The sequence below is a fragment of the Candidatus Poribacteria bacterium genome (assembly GCA_026702755.1).
GTDB lineage: Bacteria > Poribacteria > WGA-4E > WGA-4E > WGA-3G > WGA-3G.
Genome location: JAPPBX010000038.1, coordinates 44,652 through 63,015, shown reverse-complemented (window position 1 = coordinate 63,015; position 18,364 = coordinate 44,652). Strand labels below are relative to the sequence as shown.

The window sequence follows — 18,364 nt, the reverse complement described above, 5'->3', positions numbered from 1 at the left end:
CCTTAGGCATTTTAGCACACTTTACAATTTTCTACCCCGGCGCGAAGTCGTAGATAGGTTCACGAATGATGACGCTTAAAACACTCCAGAACGCGCCAACACAGTATTCACCGAGAATAACACCGAAGAAGAAGAGCACCATCGTCCGATAGGTCCCCGGCCCTCCGAATCGGAGTGCCAACCATTTCAGAAAACTACTGATGACCAAGCAACTCCAAAAGTAGCCAACGCCACCCGTCATGGAGATAGGATAACCCGCTGGATGGAGGGGCCACCAAATAAAACGCATCCGCATCACCATGAGGAAGAAGGTGAAGCCCATGCCACCTGCCATGAAACCCATCGCGGGGATGTCTGGGTCACGTGGGAAAGCGAACAGACCAGCAAGCCAGCCGAATTGACCGATATGCCCAACAGAGGGTCCAATACCACCGCCTGCACCTGTAATTGCACCACCGAGACGATAGAGTTCGCTGAGCGTTGCCCAAAATGATGCAAGGGATCCAAGTATGACAGCAATAATCATCGCAAGTACCAACCGTTTCGTGTTCATATTTGCCCGTTCTGCCATCTTGAACGCTTCGAGCTGATGCGGCATGATGTGTTCGCGATATCCACGTCCGCTGAAAAACCAAAAGTAAGGGAAAACTGTCAGGTTATTTGGTCCGATACGGCGTGTCCCCAAGATATTAATTAAGAACTGTTGCGCGTTACACATGCCTGCCATCTCATGTGCGGGAGGACCTAGTTCCGCCCGAACGCGCGTGATAGCAATCGAAATGGCAGAGAAAAAGGCAAAGAACGGGAGAATAATTGGGAGCGTCATTCCCGCTTTCAGACAGAACCAGATGATATAGAGACTCGAAACAACAATAAGTAGGAGTGCCGTACGATAACGGATAGGCTCTTGTGAGTCATCAATGCTACCGGGCATGCCTAAGATCGTGCGCACGACATTTGCAATGTGCCTACGGGTTACAAGAATGGCAATCACAAAGATCGCCATCCAACCGCCGATGGACTGTTCACTACCGTACGGGAACGGTGCTGGAATTGCGAGTGCACTACCGAAAACCCGTTGTGCCTTCTCAAAGAGGTAGAAAAACCACATAGAAAAGGACAAATCAAGTGGTAAAAGAAATCCTAAGCCGATTACAAAAGGGTAGAGCGGCACCGGAATACCACCGACAGCATTCCACGGTTTTTCGGTAAAAAATGTGCCCCAATTCCGTGCGTTATGACGAACACTGAAATCCGGTAGGACAGGGAAAAAGTGTGCTAAACCGTGCCAGACATTTATCACTGCAGCGATGATAAACCCATACCATAGAATACGACTTCGGAAAAGCTGCGCGGCTCCGCCTCTTTCTGTAATTGCCATCGGGAGTTGGATGATCGGATACGCCAATTTCTCATGTTCTGTCCACTGTTTCCGAATCAGCACATTCACACAAATCATGATGGTGCCGAGGGCGATAATAAGCGATGTCCACCACAAAGTGGGCATTATCCATGCCCCACCAATTTTAGCATTATAGAAGGGTGTGTTGCCTTCGTAAAATCCCCGGATAAGCTCTCTATCCGCGACAACGAGATGTTGTGGGATATAACTGTGAAACATATCCGCCCAATCGTTCTCAATTGTTGCGAACCAGAAGGCGTGCGGAAGTGCTGGGATTGTCAAGGCTAACGTATCATGACCAGCCAAGCCAGACGCGATAGAGAGCATCGCGTAGATAGTGATCAGCTCACCCTGTGTCAATGCTGACCGCGGCGCGACACGCTTCAGGAAGAGATTTATCAAGATCAGGAAAAAGATGTTGAGAACGACGTTCCAGAACAGGGAGATGGTCGTCGGGTGCCCAGAATGCCAGACACACTCAACTTCAATAACCCAAAAGACGTTAGGTGGGATTAAGAAAATAGCGATTAGTATAGCACGCCATGTGACACCGATTCCACGGTGCTGGTCTTGCCTGTCTAAGTTTTGCTCCATTTTCACTTTCTTTACAGCAGTCGGCTATCAGCCGCCAGCAATCGGTGGACTTCTGGTCATTGAATATGCTTCTTACAGAAATAGCACATTTATCCGCAGAGTCCTTCCGAAAGCCGAAAGGTTGCAATGCAACCGCCCTGAGTACTGATAACTATTCGTTAAAAATGTGTAGGCGGTTCAAGTTCTTTCAATTCCCAGAGGATATGACCAAACTCAAACGCGCCAGCGGTGCCACCGCGGATGAGTTCGCCATCAATTCCCCAAGCAAGTTTGTAAGCCGCGAGGATTTGTGTCAGGGAGTTCTCCACATTACCGTGACACAGTAGGGCAACAGTGCCACCGCCGCCGCCACCGGTAATTTTAGCACCGTAGATACCCCCTTGCTCTCCAATCTTTCGTGCAATGTTGACAAGCCCATCAACCTCGAGTGAACCGAGCCCCGCCCGATCGCGGTAACTATCATTCGATTCGTACATAAGACTACCGGCTTCTCTAAGGTAGTCCTGTATGTTATCTGGATCCTTATCGGCACTTTTTATAGCGGCAATAAATCGTTTGACACGTGCGTTTTCGTAAACCGCGTGCTGTACTCGGCTCCTGATAGGATATACCTTCTGTGGATCAACCTGTGTAACAGTATCAACAGTTTCCCCGTACTTCTCAAGAAATTCTGCGCCATGCATCTGTTCAGGTAACAAGTGTTCACACTGCTCGCGAAATACTTCTACAGAAAGATTGCATAGATAGTTATCCGCTAACGCCTCGGATATTTTTTCAGCACGGTCGCCTTCAGCGGAATCAAGTTTAGCTTCCGATGAAAAAGCCGCCTTGAGGATCGTCAACCCCATAAAAGCCCCAGTGCGCGTGTCAATATAGGCAGTGCTCGTTGTGCTCCTGTGTACGCTCGTATAGATACCGACAAAACTCACGTTTGACGGACACGAGACCGATTCAAGAATTTTGTCAGGCTGACAGAGAATCGAGAGAATCTTTGTTGACGTGCCTGCAGCAACGGTCACCTGATCCATGATACCACAAGGGGCACCAACAATCCGATTCTCAACGATTTGTGCAAGGCGCGCTATTTCCAGCGCGCTTAACTCCAAACCATAGAGTCGATCAATTGCCATCAACGCAGCCACTTCAACAGCCGCAGAGGACGCGACACCACCACCGACCGGAATATTACTTTTAATAACTATTGTGGCACCGTGCGGAAATTGATCTATCTTCCGTTCCTTGAGGAGTACGTAAAACGCGCCGAGTACGTATCCTACCCACTCAGCTCCCGGTTCTTCCTTGAAATGTTCTTGAACCTGTGAATACGTTTTGAGAGTGCCATCGGTATAAAAACTATCAAGCGATAAATGAAAGTTGGGGTTGAACCGCACCCCTGCTCGGAGTGTGACAGCACAGAGGTTTCTATCCTCTCTGGCTTGACATGCGGCAATTGCCGTCCGGTTGAGCGTCATTTCAAAGACATTCGCGCCGCAGTAGTCAGCGATGCCGCCCATGATGTCGAGCCTCGCTGGCGCACAGGTGACAATCACCTGTCCACTCTTTTGTAAACCAAAAGAAAAGAAAAGCTCAGGAGAATCCTCCTGTAAAAGATACTCCAGCTCAAGAACCTGAAAGGATTTCACTCTGGGACCGTAGAGTTGTTCAACTTTCATCTGTCTTTCCAATCAGGAATTCTCTGTAGTGATGCTATTGGTAACCCCTTTTTCAAACTCAGAACGGAAACCCCAATAAAATAGGTCTCGCCCAGACTCGCTTGACATGGCACATCTCTTTGAAATATCCGCAGTGTCACGAAGGTAAAACGCGTTTGCTACATCATATTACGCTAACTTCGTTAATTTATCAAGCACTTTCTCAAACTGCCCTTGCAAAACTGTCTATATTGGTGCTCGTTAGCACCAATATAGGAACACTAAGGATTGACGACCCTAACGCTCTCTCCCTGTTTCAGAGAATGTTGTCCAGCAACGACGACGGCTTCACCCTCAGCAAGTCCGTTGAGAACTTCAGCCTCCCCATCACGTAAAAGCCCTATTTCCACAGCACGACGTTGACTTATTCCGTTTTCAATAACGAAAACGTTCTGCGTCTTTGTGTCAGCATCCTCAATGAGAGAAGCACGCGAGATGAGAATCGCATCCTCATGGACCTTGACAGGGATGGTAACTTTCGCGAACATCCCCGGTTTAAGAGTTCCGTCTGGATTGTCAATCCCGATTTCAGCAGTCGCTGTGCGACGGGCTGGCATCAAAGTCGGACTGATAAAGACAACACGACCGGACATCTGGATACTTATACCATCAACCTCTATTAGTGCCTGCTGATTGAGTGCCAATTGGTTCAAGTGTGCTTCAATCACATCAACAGTGGCTTTGACAGTATCAATATTAACAATCTCGAAAAGCGGTGCTGCTGGAAGTGCCATGCCTCCTAAATCAAGATGGCGTTTAGAGATAACACCAGAAATCGGGGCGTGAATGGTGGCATCTCTCAGGCGTTTCTGAGCAAGCTTGAGGGCGATGTCCGCCTGCGTGCGAGCCGTTTTCGCCGATGTAATCTCTGCTTCCCAACTTTTTGCAGTCTCTAACGCTTCAGCGGAGGTCAGCACAGCCCGTGCCGTTTCGACCTGAGAATTTGCGAGTTCAATGTCTTTCTCCCAAGTTCTTGTCGAGGCTTGTGTCTGTGCCAACCGCAAAGAGGCTTCCGCTTGCTGAACCTGTGCCTCCATTGCTTGGATGTCTTCAGCACGTGCGCCGTTATCAATCAGCTGAAGTTGCTCCGTAGCAATCTTATGCTGCGCGACAGCAATATCTAACTGCGTCTTCGCACCTTCAAGCGATTGTTGGCTAATCGCTCCATTCTGAAAGAGTTGTAGCATCCGCTCATGATTGCTTCTGGCATTCGTAAGATTCGCATCGGCTTGACTCAAGCCTGCTTGTGCCTGCCGCCGATCTTCGTCACGGGCACCGCTCTTAATTTTCTGAAGATTCGCAACGAGAGACTCCAACGCCGCTTGCGCTTGCTCTATCTGCGTGACTGCCCGGATTTCAGAGAGATCGACGACCTGTTGTAGAGCGATCTCTGCAGCGTGGAGCCGCGCTCTTGCTTGCGCGATCTCTGAGCGCACCCGCACTTTCGCAAGCTGTTTTACCTGTGAATAAGCGGTCTCTGCTGCTTCGAGTGCTGCTTCCGCTTGTTGCACCGCGAGCTCTAACTCCTCATGCTCTACAGTCGCAAGCGATGCTCCTTTTTCTACACTGTCCCCTTCATCCACAGTTAAGACAACGAGACGACCGGCTATTTTAGGGAAGACGCTAATTTGTGACTCCGCTTGAATCGTCCCAGACAATTCAAGTTCCGAACGAATCTCTCCCCGCTTTGCTTTTATAACTTCTACCGGTTTAAGCACCGTGGTTGCAGTTTGCGGGGTTTCAGGCTTTTCACGTTTCAGGAACCGAGGCATAGCAATAATCGCTGCTATCGCTAATACTATGACAATGACAATCAGTACTTTCTTCAATTTATTTTCTCCCTTCAACCGACGTTGTAGGAACATTTATATCTGGAAATAGACCCAAATTTGTGTTTGCTTTAGATTCCAAGGATCTGTGTTTCATTTTTTGAGATTATAAAATCCAAATGTTTATTGGAGCACTTGTCCGATCGCTTTTTCCAGTCTCGCTAAACCGACGACATAATCGTGATGTGCTTGCAGGCGGTTAACTTCCGCTTGGGCGAGTGCGATTTGCGTGTCGGTCAATGCGACCGTCGTAATGATCCCGTTCTGAAATTGGAGATTGGCAATGCGTACGCTCTCTCGTGCTTGGACAACGGCTTCACGTTGGACATCAATAAGAGCCTGCGCACCCCGAAGATTCAGATAGGCGACACGCACCTCAAATTCAACACCAATTTTGACTTGATCGCCCCCTAACTGAACCTGTTTTAAAGCAGACTCACTCTGTTGGACAGCCGCACCCGCTGCAAACCCATCGAAAATTGGGATGTTAATTTGGAAACCGACACTCCAAATTCTATTCATTTCGGTAAGTCTTTCATTCTGTGAAATTTGATAGTTTGAGAAGAGAGCGAGGTCTGGACGACTTCGCGTTTTGGCAATGTCAATCTGTTTTTGGGCGGCATGCTCGCTGAATTGCGTGCGGTGCATTTCAGGACGGTTCTCAAGTGCTTGTTGTATGAGTCCGTCAAGGTCTAACACCAGTATTTTATCGTTGTCTGGAATTTCAAGTGTCCCTTCAACCGATATGTCCTCGGCGAGCGGAACGTTAAGGACTGTCTTATAGGCGTTTTTAGCGGTTTGGACCCCGTTCTCTGCACGAATGAGTTGTGATTTAGCGTTTGCAAGTTGGACTTTGGCACGAAGCACATCAAAGTTAGTCGCAGCCCCAGCATCCAGCGATGCCTCCGCGATGCCAAGTTGTTTTTCAACCAACGCGACGGTTTGCTGCGCGACTCTGACAAATTCCTGAGCAACCAATGCACCATAAAACGCTTCAGATACGTCTAAGCGGAGCTGATTATAAGCAGCATCAACACCACGCTGCATTGCCTGATAGTTGAGTTTCGCGGCTTGATAACCGTAGTAGTAGCGTCCCCACGCGAAGACAGGTTGTGTTAAATTCACAGTTCCTTGAACATTGTGATGGGCACCAAATTCCAATTCAATTAAGTCAGACTCATTATCGGCACTCGGCGGTGGCATCCCGTCCATTTCTCCGTTCGGCATTGGGAAACCAAACCCGCCCTCGGCTTGAATGACCGATTTTTGTATATCTTTAAAATAGGTGTAATTACCGTTCGCTGTAATTCTTGGCAAGAGTCCTGCGCGTGCTGTGCGAACTTGTGCCTCAGCAGCTTTAAGGTTCTGTTCAGCAGTCTGAATGTCAAGATTGTTCTTTTTAGCAATCTCAATACTTTTCTCTAAGGTCAAAACCTGCGGTTCTTGTGCTACAGCGGAGAGATTTATGAGAAAGAATAGAAAGGTTCCGGCACAGATAAAGTGACAGAACCGTAGTAGACTCATTGCAGTTGTGTCCTCCTATACGCAAATGAAATTGAAGATGAGCGGATATAGGAACCCGCTCACCCTGTTATGTAGATAGTCCCTAATAGCGGATAATGGTTGTGGCATCTCCAATTGCCCAGAGCTGACCACTTGGCGTTTGGACGAGATCTCGCAGATTACTCATCGTCGGCGATTCCTGTATCAACCATGTTACACCACCATCGGATGTGTAAAGAATGGTTCCACCTTCCCCAACTGCCCAACCTTCGTTAGCATCCCGGAATAAAATAGCATTGAGATTGGCTTGTGTCGGGACTGTTTGGTCAATCCATGTTACACCGCCATCCTTTGTCGCCATAATAGCCCCTTGTTCGCCTGCCACCCATGCCGTCTGTTCATCTATAGCGTGAACATCGTTCCACGTTGGTCCTTGCGAAGTAGGTGTCCAAGTTAGCCCGCCATCCATAGTTTTCGAGATAGTGCCAGCGTCTCCGACAACCCAACCTACATTTTCATTGATGAAATGAGCACCATACAGATTAACGAACATAGCGGCACCATCTTGATTCCGCCAAGTTTGACCGCCATCAATCGTGTGCATAACCCTCGCCATTTCACCGACCGCCCACGCGTGTGTAGGACTCCCAAAACTCATGGCGTAGGAACCCATGGCACTTAGAAAACTCAGGTCCCCTTCAAACTTAATTCGTTCCGCTGTGCCGTGGCCTTCATCCCCCGGATCGCTGAGGTCTCCCCAAGTTTTGCCACCGTCTAAGGTTTCAGCCAATGCAGCGTTGGTCCCGACGACATAACCTACGTTTTCATTAATAAACCCGACCCCGTAAAGGTCAAAGACGTTTCCACTATCTTGAGGTTTCCATGTTTCACCGCCGTCACTGGTATGTAAGACGCTTCCCGCCTCACCGACTGCCCAACCGAGTTTATCATTGTGAAAATGGACCGCTCGAAGCTCGCTTGCACTCGAAATAACCTCCCAAGTGTCCCCGCCATCAACCGTGTGCAGGATGGTTGCCTTATCGCCGACGATCCACGCTTCGGTTGTGCTCATCATGTGCACACCTTGAAGACGCGCAGCAACGGGACGCGTTTCAAGCGGTGCCCACGTTTTGCCACCATCAGTTGTGCGGAGAATTACACCGAATTCCGCAGCGGCGATACCGACGTTTTCATCAGCAAAGTGGACATCCCAAACGGGTTCAGGCATGCCGTTAGAATTCGGGACGCTGCTCTCTTGCACTTTCCAACTGGCACCGTCAACCGTTGCGACAACCGCACCACCGGCACCAACCGCCCATCCTGCTTTATCACTGAGCATGAAGATGGCATCCAGTGTGTTGACCGTTGCACTTGTCTGGAATCCCCATGTCTGTCCACCGTCGTTGGTATGAAGGAGTGTTCCACCACCACCCGCCGCCCAACCGATCTGTGGACTCACAAAGTGGATACCTTCAATGGTGTTATTGGTGTCAATCGTCTGTTGTGCCCATGTTGTGCCACCGTTTTTCGTACTGATGATGAATCCACCATCTCCACTTGCCCAGCCATGCTGCTCATCAACGAAAGAAACTGCTAACAGTGCGGTGCGGGTGCCTGTATTCTTTTTCATCCACGTTTGCCCACCATCGGTGGTCTTTAGTACCGTGCCATTTTCACCAACAGCCCAGCCAATTTGAGGGTTGATAAAGCGGACTTTCTTTAGTTCAGCATCAAGTGGTAGGGGTTGCTGATTCCAGGTCTGCCCACCATCAGTGGTATGTAAAATTGTTGCCTTACTGCCGACAATCCATCCGTGTTGTGCATCTACAAAAAAGACATCGGAAAAGGTAGCCTGCCACTTGGATTCACTTACCGTCTCCCATGTTCTTTGTGCAAGCGCGAACGGTGCAGCGGCAAGCAGTAGCATGATTACCAAAATAGATAATATCTGCTCTCTCAGTTTCATCAGATTTCACAGCGTCGAACCCCACTCCTTTTGGTGTGGAATGTACGCCAGCCTCCTTCTTACATCATTAAATTGGGCTTGCAAACAATGCCCTTCGCTTTAGGTCGTGCAATATCTGTTCAAGAACTATAAACTGAAGTCTACACGCTTCGTCTTATCCTATATAATATCACGCCCTAATAATTTATGTCAACCGAAAACCAAATAGTCCTCAGATTCGTTTAGTTTTCTCTTTTGTAGCGTATCCTGTTAGGTTGTGTCAATTGATGCACAGGCTAACAGCCTATGCTACAAGGGGCCCCCCGCGTATTGGTAGCAAGGATTTGCATTGAAAATAGGTTTCCAAACTATAAAACTAAATAGTCCTGAAATAGCTCTATAGTAAAATCCAAAGGGACGTTCACTTTGAAAACGTAGCAAATTTCATGCCTACCTAAATAATATCCAACCCATCGGAGTTCTGGTAGAATGTCCAGAAAGCACTGCCCTAAATTGGGCATACTTTATGCCAAATTGCACGAAATGGGGCAGATTTAGCAACCGCTAACCACTTTTACCGCCCAAAAATTTGATTGACACGCGTTCAATTTCGTGGCATGATAATTCAGACTTAGGCTTAAACACGTCTCACAAACATGTTAAATTCGGTTTGTAGACGCAAATATCTAAAGATATTAGGAGATCTTCATGAAACTTATAACACAATTAACCTTTGTAGGCTTCAGTTTAATCTTGAGCGTCTGTCTGTTCGTCACTCCTGCTCCCGCACAACTTGGGATAGACACACTCACAGGTCTCTGGTTGTTCGACGAAGGCAGCGGCGACGTTGCTGTAGATTCTTCCAGCAGCGCGCTTGATGCCGCGTTGGTAGGTGATCCAGTATGGGTGAGTGGCGTGTTCGGTTCGGGGTTGGAACTCAATGGCTCAAGTGCCTACGTTGAAGTCCCAGCACACGTAAATCCGACCGATGCTATTACCGTTTCACTCTGGGTTAAAAGCATGACAGATGACTGGAATCAGCACGGTTGGATGGTCGAAAAACGGAATGCGTATATCATCCATCCCAACGCAGGCACCAAAAACGTCTCGTGGCCAATTTGTAACAGCGGCTGCTGGAATAAACCCGGTAGCTGGCGTGACGGTGAAGTCGGACCAACCGACATCACCGATTGGCATCTCTATACCACCACTTTCGACAGTGCTACCGGTGAGTGGAATATCTACATCGACGGTGTGGCAGAGAGCACAATGGAAATCAATACCGATCCAATTGATGCTGACGATGGACCGCTATTCATCGGTAGGGACACCTGTTGTGATGGTAGATTCGGCGACGCAATTATTGACGAAGTTGCTATCTTCAACGTTGCACTAACTGCCGATGAGATTCAGATGATGATGGACAAAGGACTTTCCGCGTTGCTTTTGACACCAGTCGAACCTGAGGGCAAACTCTCAACTACTTGGGCAAACGTTAAACAACAATACTAATTCAATCGGCAGGCGAGGTGGTTTGTTCCTTGCCTGCCATTTTTTTTATACCTAAAACATAAGGAGACAAATTACATGTTCCTAAGAATATCAATACTAATTCTGTTCATTGCGTGCCTTTTTGTCGCAATTCCTTTAACGGACGCACAACTTCCGTTAGACGGTGTGGTGAGCTACTGGCCCTTTGATGAGGGTGTCGAGGACGTTTTAGGCGACAACGATGGTGAACTCGATGGAAACCCAAAATCAGTTCCCGGCAAGGTCGGAAAAGCCCTTGAGTTTAATGGCGAGAATTTCGTCCATATTCCGGGCACCGCTTCACTGGAATTTGCCGGTGCGGAAGAGATGAGTGTTGTCGCTTGGGTGAATCCCGATAGTGACAGTCCTGTCAAGGGTGTTGTTGCCGGATGCTGTGGGACGATTGTTGCACAACGTGATGTTAACGGTTGGGCATTGCGGTTTGACGGCAGAAACGCCGGACAAGAAATGGAATTTATTGTCACACCGGGATGGCAAGGCGATGGCGGTTTTGGTGCCGCAGCCTTCAAAAAAGGTGAATGGCACCACATGGTAGGGGTCGTCAATAAGAAAAAAATGCAACTCTATGTCGATGGCGAATTAGAGAAAGAGCAGAACTACAACGGTCCCATGACAACTGGCGGCTCAGAAACTGAAATCGGTAAAGCAGGTGATGGTGGTTTCGTTGGCATCATCGACGAGGTTATGATTTACAGTAAAGCCCTCTCAGCGGACGAAGTCGAACAAATTTTTGAAGCGGAAGGGCTCCCAGTACAACCGCAAGGTAAACTCGCGATTCATTGGGCGCAAATCAAATCTTCGTTCTAAAACAACGCGCTTTCTCTGACGGGGCGGATTCCCATATATCCACCCATTTTTTTCATTATAGAACTTACGCAATTTCGGCTCATGCAAAAAGTATGTGCTATTGTTTTTAATGAAAGCAGTGACCACACGGGTTTTACTTTTCATTCGCACAAAATTTTTACATGAGCCAATCTATTTACTTCCATCCTTCCTCAAACACATTTCTACTTCAGAATGACCATCCGGCGCGTGGCAGTGAACTCACCCGCTGTGAGCATATAGAAATACACACCACTTGCTACGGGTTCACCGAACGCGTTTCTCCCATCCCAATACGCCGCACGGTTCCGCGTCTGATATATTCCCGCAGCCTGATGTCCGAGTGCTAACGTCCGAACGACTTGTCCGTTTATGTCGTAGATGGTGAGTGTGACATTCGCTGCCGCTGCCAACCGATAAGGGATCCACGTCTCGGGGTTAAACGGATTTGGATAGTTGGCGAGGAGCTGCGTCTTCTCTGGACGTGCCACCGCAATCAGACTCCGGAGATACGCCAACGTTTGCATCGCCGCAAGCGACCGATCATTTGTTGAAGCCAACAACGCAACCTGCACCTGGATGCGGTCCATCTGCGTAGCGGTGAATTTCATCCCAACTACAGACGGCGCGCTGGCTGCCTCTTGACGATTTGTTATGATGAGGAGGAGATCCGCGACATCAACAAGACCGTTCCCATCAACATCGTATTTAGCCGTACTCGTCCCAAATGCACCAGCGACCAAAGCTGCGTCCTCAATGTCAACCGCGCCATCTCCGTTGACATCGTACTTAGACGTGCCTTGTGGCTCTGACGTGTCTTGTGACTCTCCGCGCACCGTGAGCTGGACAGAGTTAGGTGTGCAAGTGTTACCCGTATTGCTCCCGCCTGTAACGCTACTTATACACGCATAGTAAAGATAGGTGCCGGGTGCATCTGGTGCGGTGAGTGAGATGCTCACATCGCTTGTGCCCATTGCTGCGATTGGACTCACGGTATTTTTACCAACTTCTGTCCCACTCATGCTAATATCAGAACTGCGATAATATCTCAGTATTGTCTCAGGTGATAAACTTTCACTTGTATTTTCAACAGTAACAGAAATTGTAAAAGATTCACCTGAATCTAATACTGTTTTGCTTAGGGTCGGTATTGAAACAACTAAAACCGAAGGCGGGGTTCCTTGTGTATTACCCGTTGGACCTGTAGAGGCAGGGGATGTATTACCGGTTGAACTTTCAGGGGCAGCTTGCTGTGCTGGTGTATTACCCGTTGGACCTGCAGGGACACCTGTATTACCCGTCGGACCTTCAGGGGTAGCCCGCTGTTCCTGCGGAATCTGTATGACTTCCGGTGGGGGATCTGGGTTCGGATCGGTTGGTGGCGGCGATGATGATCCACCAATTGTCGCAGTTCCACTTACAGATTGACCATTGGCCAACGTCGCTGTGACTGTGTACGTTCCGGAGGAACCACTCCCCGTAATCAACGAGGTACTCGCCTCTCCGTTGCTATTGGTTGTTCCTGTCGTAGAACTCAGCGACACAGTCCCATCGTTCGGACTCACACTAAACGTCACCGTTTGACCTGATATATATCCATTATCCTGTACAATAGCAGTAAACGTTCTGTTCCCACCTGGATTGAGAAGAAAAGCACCATCATCAATACGCATGGCGAGGATAAAACCTGATGGTAATGTTGAGTTATAAACTGACGGAATTCCGTTGCTTACAGATTTACCATCGTCCAATGTCGCAGTAACATTGTAGCTCCCTGAGGCATTACTCCCCAATATCAATTTCGTCCGGGCCTCTCCATTGCTATCGGTTGTCGCGCTTGTGGTACTCAACGACGCAGTCCCATCGTTTGGACTCACACTAAACGTCACTGTTTTACCTGGTACGCCTGTCACACCTTTATGGAGCCAAAAAGTAAATCCAGCCGATTCACCAGGATGGTAGGTGCGCAGATTATTTATGGCCAAACTTAGCTCGGCCCCACCTGACGCAACACCAACTGGTACCGACTTAGTATCACTTTGGCCGTTGTCAAGTGTCGCTCTGACTACATACTGATGGGCTGATGTATCACCCGTGAGTGATAGCGTCGTTTGTGCCTCTCCGTTGCTATCAGTTGTCGCGCTTGTTGGACTTAACGACGCAAACTCATCGGCCGTAAGTTCAGCGTTCGGTGTCACGCTAAATGTCACTGTTTGACCTGACACTGGACGCCCATCTTCCTGAACTTTAACAGTAAATGTCATGCTTGCAGCGGGGGTGATGGTCCGGGGATAATGAGATCTCGATAGGTCAATGTCGAAGTCTGCCTTTGCCACGAATGGCATCAATAAGCAACCAAAAAATAGAAAAATAAAACCAATCAGTTGCTTTTTCATAATTTTTTCACCTCATATATTAGCCCCTACAATAGTTTAATTGTGGGAGCTTGTTCATCCATTCAACTTTTTAGATAGAAAGTTGACTTATTTTTAATAGAGTTTAGACGATTGCAGAATGTACTTTGTAATCGCGACAACAAAGATAGCCCATCTTGAGACACTTCAGACCAAACGAAGCACTCACGGGGATGAAAACAGAACGACAATAACTGAAAACACTGTCGTATGAACATTTTACTTAACATAAAATAAGTAGAAGGGGGGGGTAAATCGCGTTGGTTAAACAGATAATCAGGAAGCAAGCAAGCAGAAGACGAACCTGTAATGCCGCACCGCCGCACACATCGGCACCCTGAGGCACACGCAAGAACTCTTTTTCGGTGTTCACACCTATAGGTTTGTTCAACATGTTTATCCCACTATTAGATTTGAGGAAAGTCTCTACAAATACTGCCCTTTTGATGAAAAAAGTCAACTCTTAAATCTCTCAAGTCCAAAATGACTAACTTCGTTTAGGTTACAACAGGGCAATTTTACTATAAGTTAGTAAAATTAAACAACGATAAAGTCTATATACAACTACAAATTATACAATATTTTCAGGGAAAAAGCAAATTATCTCTGATTTTTTGCGAGAAATACCTCTCGGAATTTTCTTGACATCAATTTTCCTTCATGCCATACTAATGGACAAGTTTGGGATCAATGTCCAATTGGCGACAGTGACCCAGTGTTATTCCTACCACCCAGACTTCACCATAGAGAAAGGACCCTTAATTATATTATGGAACCCTTAAAAGTAGGTGTGATTGGGTGTGGTGTCATCGGAAGCAGACATCTCAGTATCGCATCGGAGGCACCACACATTGCGTTAGTTGCCGCAGCAGACTTGATCGAAGCAAACAGAACAAACGCCGCTGAACGCTTCAACCCACCCAAAATGTATAGCAACGACCTCGATCTACTCAACGATGATGAGGTTGAGGCAGTTGTCCTTGCGTTTCCGACGCAGTATCGGACAGAGGTCGCCTTGCGCGCCTTTGAAAGAGGCAAGCACGTCCTAATTGAAAAACCGATCGCGATGAACGCTGCTGAAGTCGAACAACTCATCGCGGCGCGGGGTGATTTAATTTCAGGATGTTGTTCTTCACGCAATCGTTTCAGGGCAGCCGCGCAGCTTGCGACGCAACTCATTACGTCAGGTGGTTTGGGAGAACTCCGCAGTGTCCACTGCCGCGCCATCAGAGGCGCAGGGAAGGAACCGGACACACCGCGTCCTGCTTGGCGGTTGATCAAGGCTCTCAACGGTGGGGGTATCCTTGTCAACTGGGGATGCTACGACCTTGACTATCTGCTCGGTATCACAGGATGGCAGCTCAAACCGGAGACTGTATTTGCCCAGACGTGGACGGTGCCGCAGGTATTCCAATCGCATATCGCTCCCGGTTCCGATGCTGAAACGCATTACACTGCGCTCGTTCGCTGTGAAGGAGGTATTGTGCTCAGCGTGGAACGCGGTGAGTTCATGACGATGCATACCCACGAAGGTTGGGAAATTATCGGCACAGAAGGCTCACTCAAGTTGACCATGGGTAATGATAAATCGGAAAACGTTATCTATAACCGCACAACAACAGAAGGCGGTGTAGAGTCCGTAACGCTCGCGGAAGCAGGCGAGGCACCGGAACCTCAACACAGCACACCGTTATCTGATTTCGCTGCCGGTATACGCGAAAATCGGCAACCTTTAACGAGTTTGGAAAACGCACTTGTTGTTCAGAAAATAACCGACGGGATTTACGCTTCTGCAGAGACAGGAAACGCTGTAGAAATAGGAGGATAAAATGAAATTCGGTGGATTCGCGATATTTTTCAGTATTTGCCTCAGTTTCATCATCGTCTCGCTCGGCACTGCTGAAATCAATCTTGACGATTTTGCTGGTGTGTGGCTCTTCGATGAAGGTAAAGGAAAAGTTGTCGGCGACCTCACCGACAACGGAAACGATGGCGAATTTGACGGCCCCAAATGGATAGATGGGAAGTTCGGCAAAGCATTGGAATTTGATGGAACCCCAAAGTTTGTCACCATTGAACATAACGATCTCTTTAACTTTGAAGACGACGATTTCACCGTTGGGTGCTGGATGAACTCAGAAAACAAGGATGCGTATGTCGTCATCAAACGGAACGGCGGCGCAGGATTTTGGGCGATGAGTTCAAGCATTGATAGAGATACTGGCTTCTTTATTTTCGAGGGTGGTGGCAACCACATCGACGACGGTAAAACTGACATCGTTGGAAAGGGTTGGCATCACACCGTCGCTGTCCGTAAGAAAGGGGTTATCTCGTTGTACGTGAATGGAGAAAAGGAAACCGAGAGAAACGTCGGCGCGACGATGGACAATCCTGCTGCTCTGAAATTCGGTGGATGGGGAAGTGAAAACCTTAAGGGTGGATTAGATGAGGTCTTTGTCACGAAACAAGGCGTGGCGTTAGAGGAAGAGGACATCCAACTCCTTATGGAAAGCGGCTGGGAGGTTGCATTAGAGGTCTCATCAAAAGGTAAGTTAGCAACCACTTGGTCGAAACTGAAAGTCCGATAGATAGCTATATACTTTGCTGGCGAGGTTTCAAACCTCGCCAGCGGCTGCGTGGGATGAATTTATACAAAAAACTTCTCGGCGACTTCAGCGACGAAATTCTTGCCCATAACTCGGTAACCTTCAGCGTCTGGATGTAGGTCGTCCGGGAGTAGGTGAACATAGTCAGCACCAAAGACACGCAACCCATCAACGTAATGGACATGCTGATCACCGTGTGTTTGAAGTGCCTCGGCCGCGGCTTGCACCTCTTCACGCATCCGTTTGAGATGAAATCCTACAGTGTTTGGATTCTCCTCCCTCGGTGGGCAACAAATAGGCGACATCAGCGCAATCGGGATATCTGGATGCTTCTCACGGACAATCTGAACCGCTCCGATAATCGCAGGACGAAACGCTCGCGGTCCCAAACTGGATGCACCTTGGATGTTGATACCGAGACACATTGAAATGTAATTAGCGGGCAGATCTCGGATCATCCGTGCCACCATTGCATCGAGATGGCACTGTCCGCCATAACCCAAACAGGTCAAATTCAGCCCGTGTGTACGGGCAACGATTGCGGGCCACGTCTGTGTCGGCGATGCCGCCGTTCGGCACTGCGTGATAGAACTCCCATAAGTCACCCATCGCGGTCTCGTATCGGTGAACGCATTGAGTGTCGCGCCATCATCTATCTCCAAGCTGCGGAGTTGAAACCTTCCGAATTGCGGCAGCCACAACTCAATTAATTTTTCCCCATCGGGCAGATTTTCAAAAGCGAAGGTGTCCTTTTGTGCCAAGTCAAGCGATGCTATGACTTCACCATCACAACAGAGATCCAGCATGCCGCTTTCCTTCTGCGGTGTGATGTTACCCGAAACCCGCGTTGTGTTGCTCCGAAAACTGATGCGAACACCTGCTGGCATCGCTGAGCGTTCCAGTAACGGCTCCGGGAATAGTACATGCGACGAATGCGGTGTCCGCCACGGCATTATTCCATCTTCGGTTTTTTGAAGGGAGACAGCTCCCTGCCAAGTCAATTGTGGTGCATCCGGCTTCAATTGCATTCTGTTCTCCTTTACCAATAAACAACTACATAGCATCAACTAAAGCACGCAGTTGCCGCACGCCTTTTAACATATCTTGCGGTTGTCCCCAATGTTCAATACTCGCTGCGCCAGTGAATCCGTCGGCAGCTAACGTTTCCAGCAGCTGCTCGTAGTGCAAATCCGTATCACCGATTGGATTGAGGTTTTTCTCCGCATTGGGTTTTATATGCAGATGCCGCACAAGTCCTTTAATATGCACATATCCGTCCGGCAACGGATTTTCACCACAATGTAACCCGTTATTGACATCCCAACAAGAGGTGAGTGCAGGACTATTTCCGAGCGCATTGATGACCGCACGCGTCTCTTCGCAGGTTCCAGCCAAACACGCACTCTCATTTTCAAAGCAGAGCGTAACGTCCGCGCTCTCCGCAATCGGAACGACAAGCGAGAGTTTTTCGACGATGCGCTCCATGTAGTCGTTAATGTTTGGACGCGGTGCCCCTTTAATGCGCCGATTTGGATTCCAAAACGTAAACCCGCGAATCACTTCGGTATCAAAAGCGTGTGCCAATGTAACCATTCGATCAAAGTGCTTCCGGTGTTGCTCATACTCCTGTGGCTCGTCAATCGAGCACTTCCCAAACGGAGACCCGATACTGGCGACCCGGACGTTATAAGCGCTGAGCACATCCTGGGCACGTTGAACATCGTCATCGTCAATTTCAGTTACATGTTTGCCCCAAACACCGCCGCGTATTTCGACGGTATTCGCACCGGCTTCAACACCGAGTTTAATGGCTTCCTCAAAATCGGTCTTAGAGACCTCGTCAGCAAAAAAGCAGACATCAATCATCTCAAAGGACTCCTTATCTTCAGGACTTACGCAGCACCCCTTGCTGGCGAGGTTTAAAACCTCGCCAGCGGCGTGCGGGCCGTAGGTACTCACCAGCAAATTGCGTAAGTCCTTATC

General features: G+C 48.5%; 12 protein-coding genes. 4 read left to right on the top strand and 8 right to left on the bottom strand.

Annotation, left to right across the window (positions count from 1 at the left end; all coding sequences use genetic code 11):
* Positions 1-31: 31 nt before the first annotated feature.
* The 5 genes from OXH39_07585 to OXH39_07565 form a co-directional block, all read right to left on the bottom strand.
* Positions 32-1,996, bottom strand: a complete 1,965-nt coding sequence (locus OXH39_07585; GenBank protein MCY3550307.1) for a hypothetical protein — start codon at positions 1,994-1,996, stop codon at positions 32-34.
* 158 nt (positions 1,997-2,154) lie between these two features.
* Positions 2,155-3,669 (bottom strand): hypothetical protein, encoded by a 1,515-nt coding sequence (locus OXH39_07580; protein ID MCY3550306.1) that lies wholly within the window; start codon positions 3,667-3,669, stop codon positions 2,155-2,157.
* Positions 3,670-3,929: 260 nt separating this feature from the next.
* On the bottom strand, positions 3,930-5,537 hold the full coding sequence (locus tag OXH39_07575; GenBank protein ID MCY3550305.1) for an efflux RND transporter periplasmic adaptor subunit: 1,608 nt from the start codon (positions 5,535-5,537) through the stop codon (positions 3,930-3,932).
* A gap of 123 nt (positions 5,538-5,660) precedes the next feature.
* A complete protein-coding gene (locus OXH39_07570) occupies positions 5,661-7,061 on the bottom strand; it encodes a TolC family protein (GenBank protein ID MCY3550304.1) in 1,401 nt (466 codons plus the stop codon).
* Positions 7,062-7,143: 82 nt separating this feature from the next.
* The gene (locus tag OXH39_07565; GenBank protein MCY3550303.1) at positions 7,144-9,006 is read right to left on the bottom strand and encodes a YCF48-related protein; all 1,863 of its coding nucleotides are present in this window, start codon (positions 9,004-9,006) and stop codon (positions 7,144-7,146) included.
* 687 nt (positions 9,007-9,693) lie between these two features.
* On the opposite strand from OXH39_07565, the gene OXH39_07560 reads away from it, so the two are divergent.
* Positions 9,694-10,497 (top strand): LamG domain-containing protein, encoded by an 804-nt coding sequence (locus tag OXH39_07560; protein ID MCY3550302.1) that lies wholly within the window; start codon positions 9,694-9,696, stop codon positions 10,495-10,497.
* Between the two features lie 75 nt (positions 10,498-10,572).
* Positions 10,573-11,343 (top strand): LamG domain-containing protein, encoded by a 771-nt coding sequence (locus OXH39_07555; GenBank protein MCY3550301.1) that lies wholly within the window; start codon positions 10,573-10,575, stop codon positions 11,341-11,343.
* 203 nt (positions 11,344-11,546) lie between these two features.
* Here the strand turns inward: OXH39_07555 and OXH39_07550 are convergent, their stop codons facing one another.
* Positions 11,547-13,757, bottom strand: a complete 2,211-nt coding sequence (locus OXH39_07550) for an Ig-like domain-containing protein (protein MCY3550300.1) — start codon at positions 13,755-13,757, stop codon at positions 11,547-11,549.
* A 787-nt stretch (positions 13,758-14,544) separates the two neighbouring features.
* On the opposite strand from OXH39_07550, the gene OXH39_07545 reads away from it, so the two are divergent.
* Together OXH39_07545 and OXH39_07540 are read left to right on the top strand one after the other, a co-directional pair.
* Entirely contained in the window at positions 14,545-15,603 is a 1,059-nt protein-coding gene (locus OXH39_07545) for a Gfo/Idh/MocA family oxidoreductase (protein MCY3550299.1), read from the top strand.
* 1 nt (position 15,604) lies between these two features.
* Positions 15,605-16,363 carry a hypothetical protein gene (locus OXH39_07540; protein ID MCY3550298.1) on the top strand — a complete coding sequence of 253 codons (759 nt, stop codon included), beginning with the start codon at positions 15,605-15,607 and terminating at the stop codon, positions 16,361-16,363.
* A 59-nt stretch (positions 16,364-16,422) separates the two neighbouring features.
* On the opposite strand, the gene OXH39_07535 is transcribed toward OXH39_07540, so the two are convergent.
* Both OXH39_07535 and OXH39_07530 read right to left on the bottom strand, forming a co-directional pair.
* Positions 16,423-17,409, bottom strand: a complete 987-nt coding sequence (locus tag OXH39_07535) for a GDSL-type esterase/lipase family protein (protein ID MCY3550297.1) — start codon at positions 17,407-17,409, stop codon at positions 16,423-16,425.
* 25 nt (positions 17,410-17,434) lie between these two features.
* Complete coding sequence (locus OXH39_07530) at positions 17,435-18,340, bottom strand: sugar phosphate isomerase/epimerase (protein ID MCY3550296.1); 906 nt, start codon at positions 18,338-18,340, stop codon at positions 17,435-17,437.
* Positions 18,341-18,364: the final 24 nt, after the last annotated feature.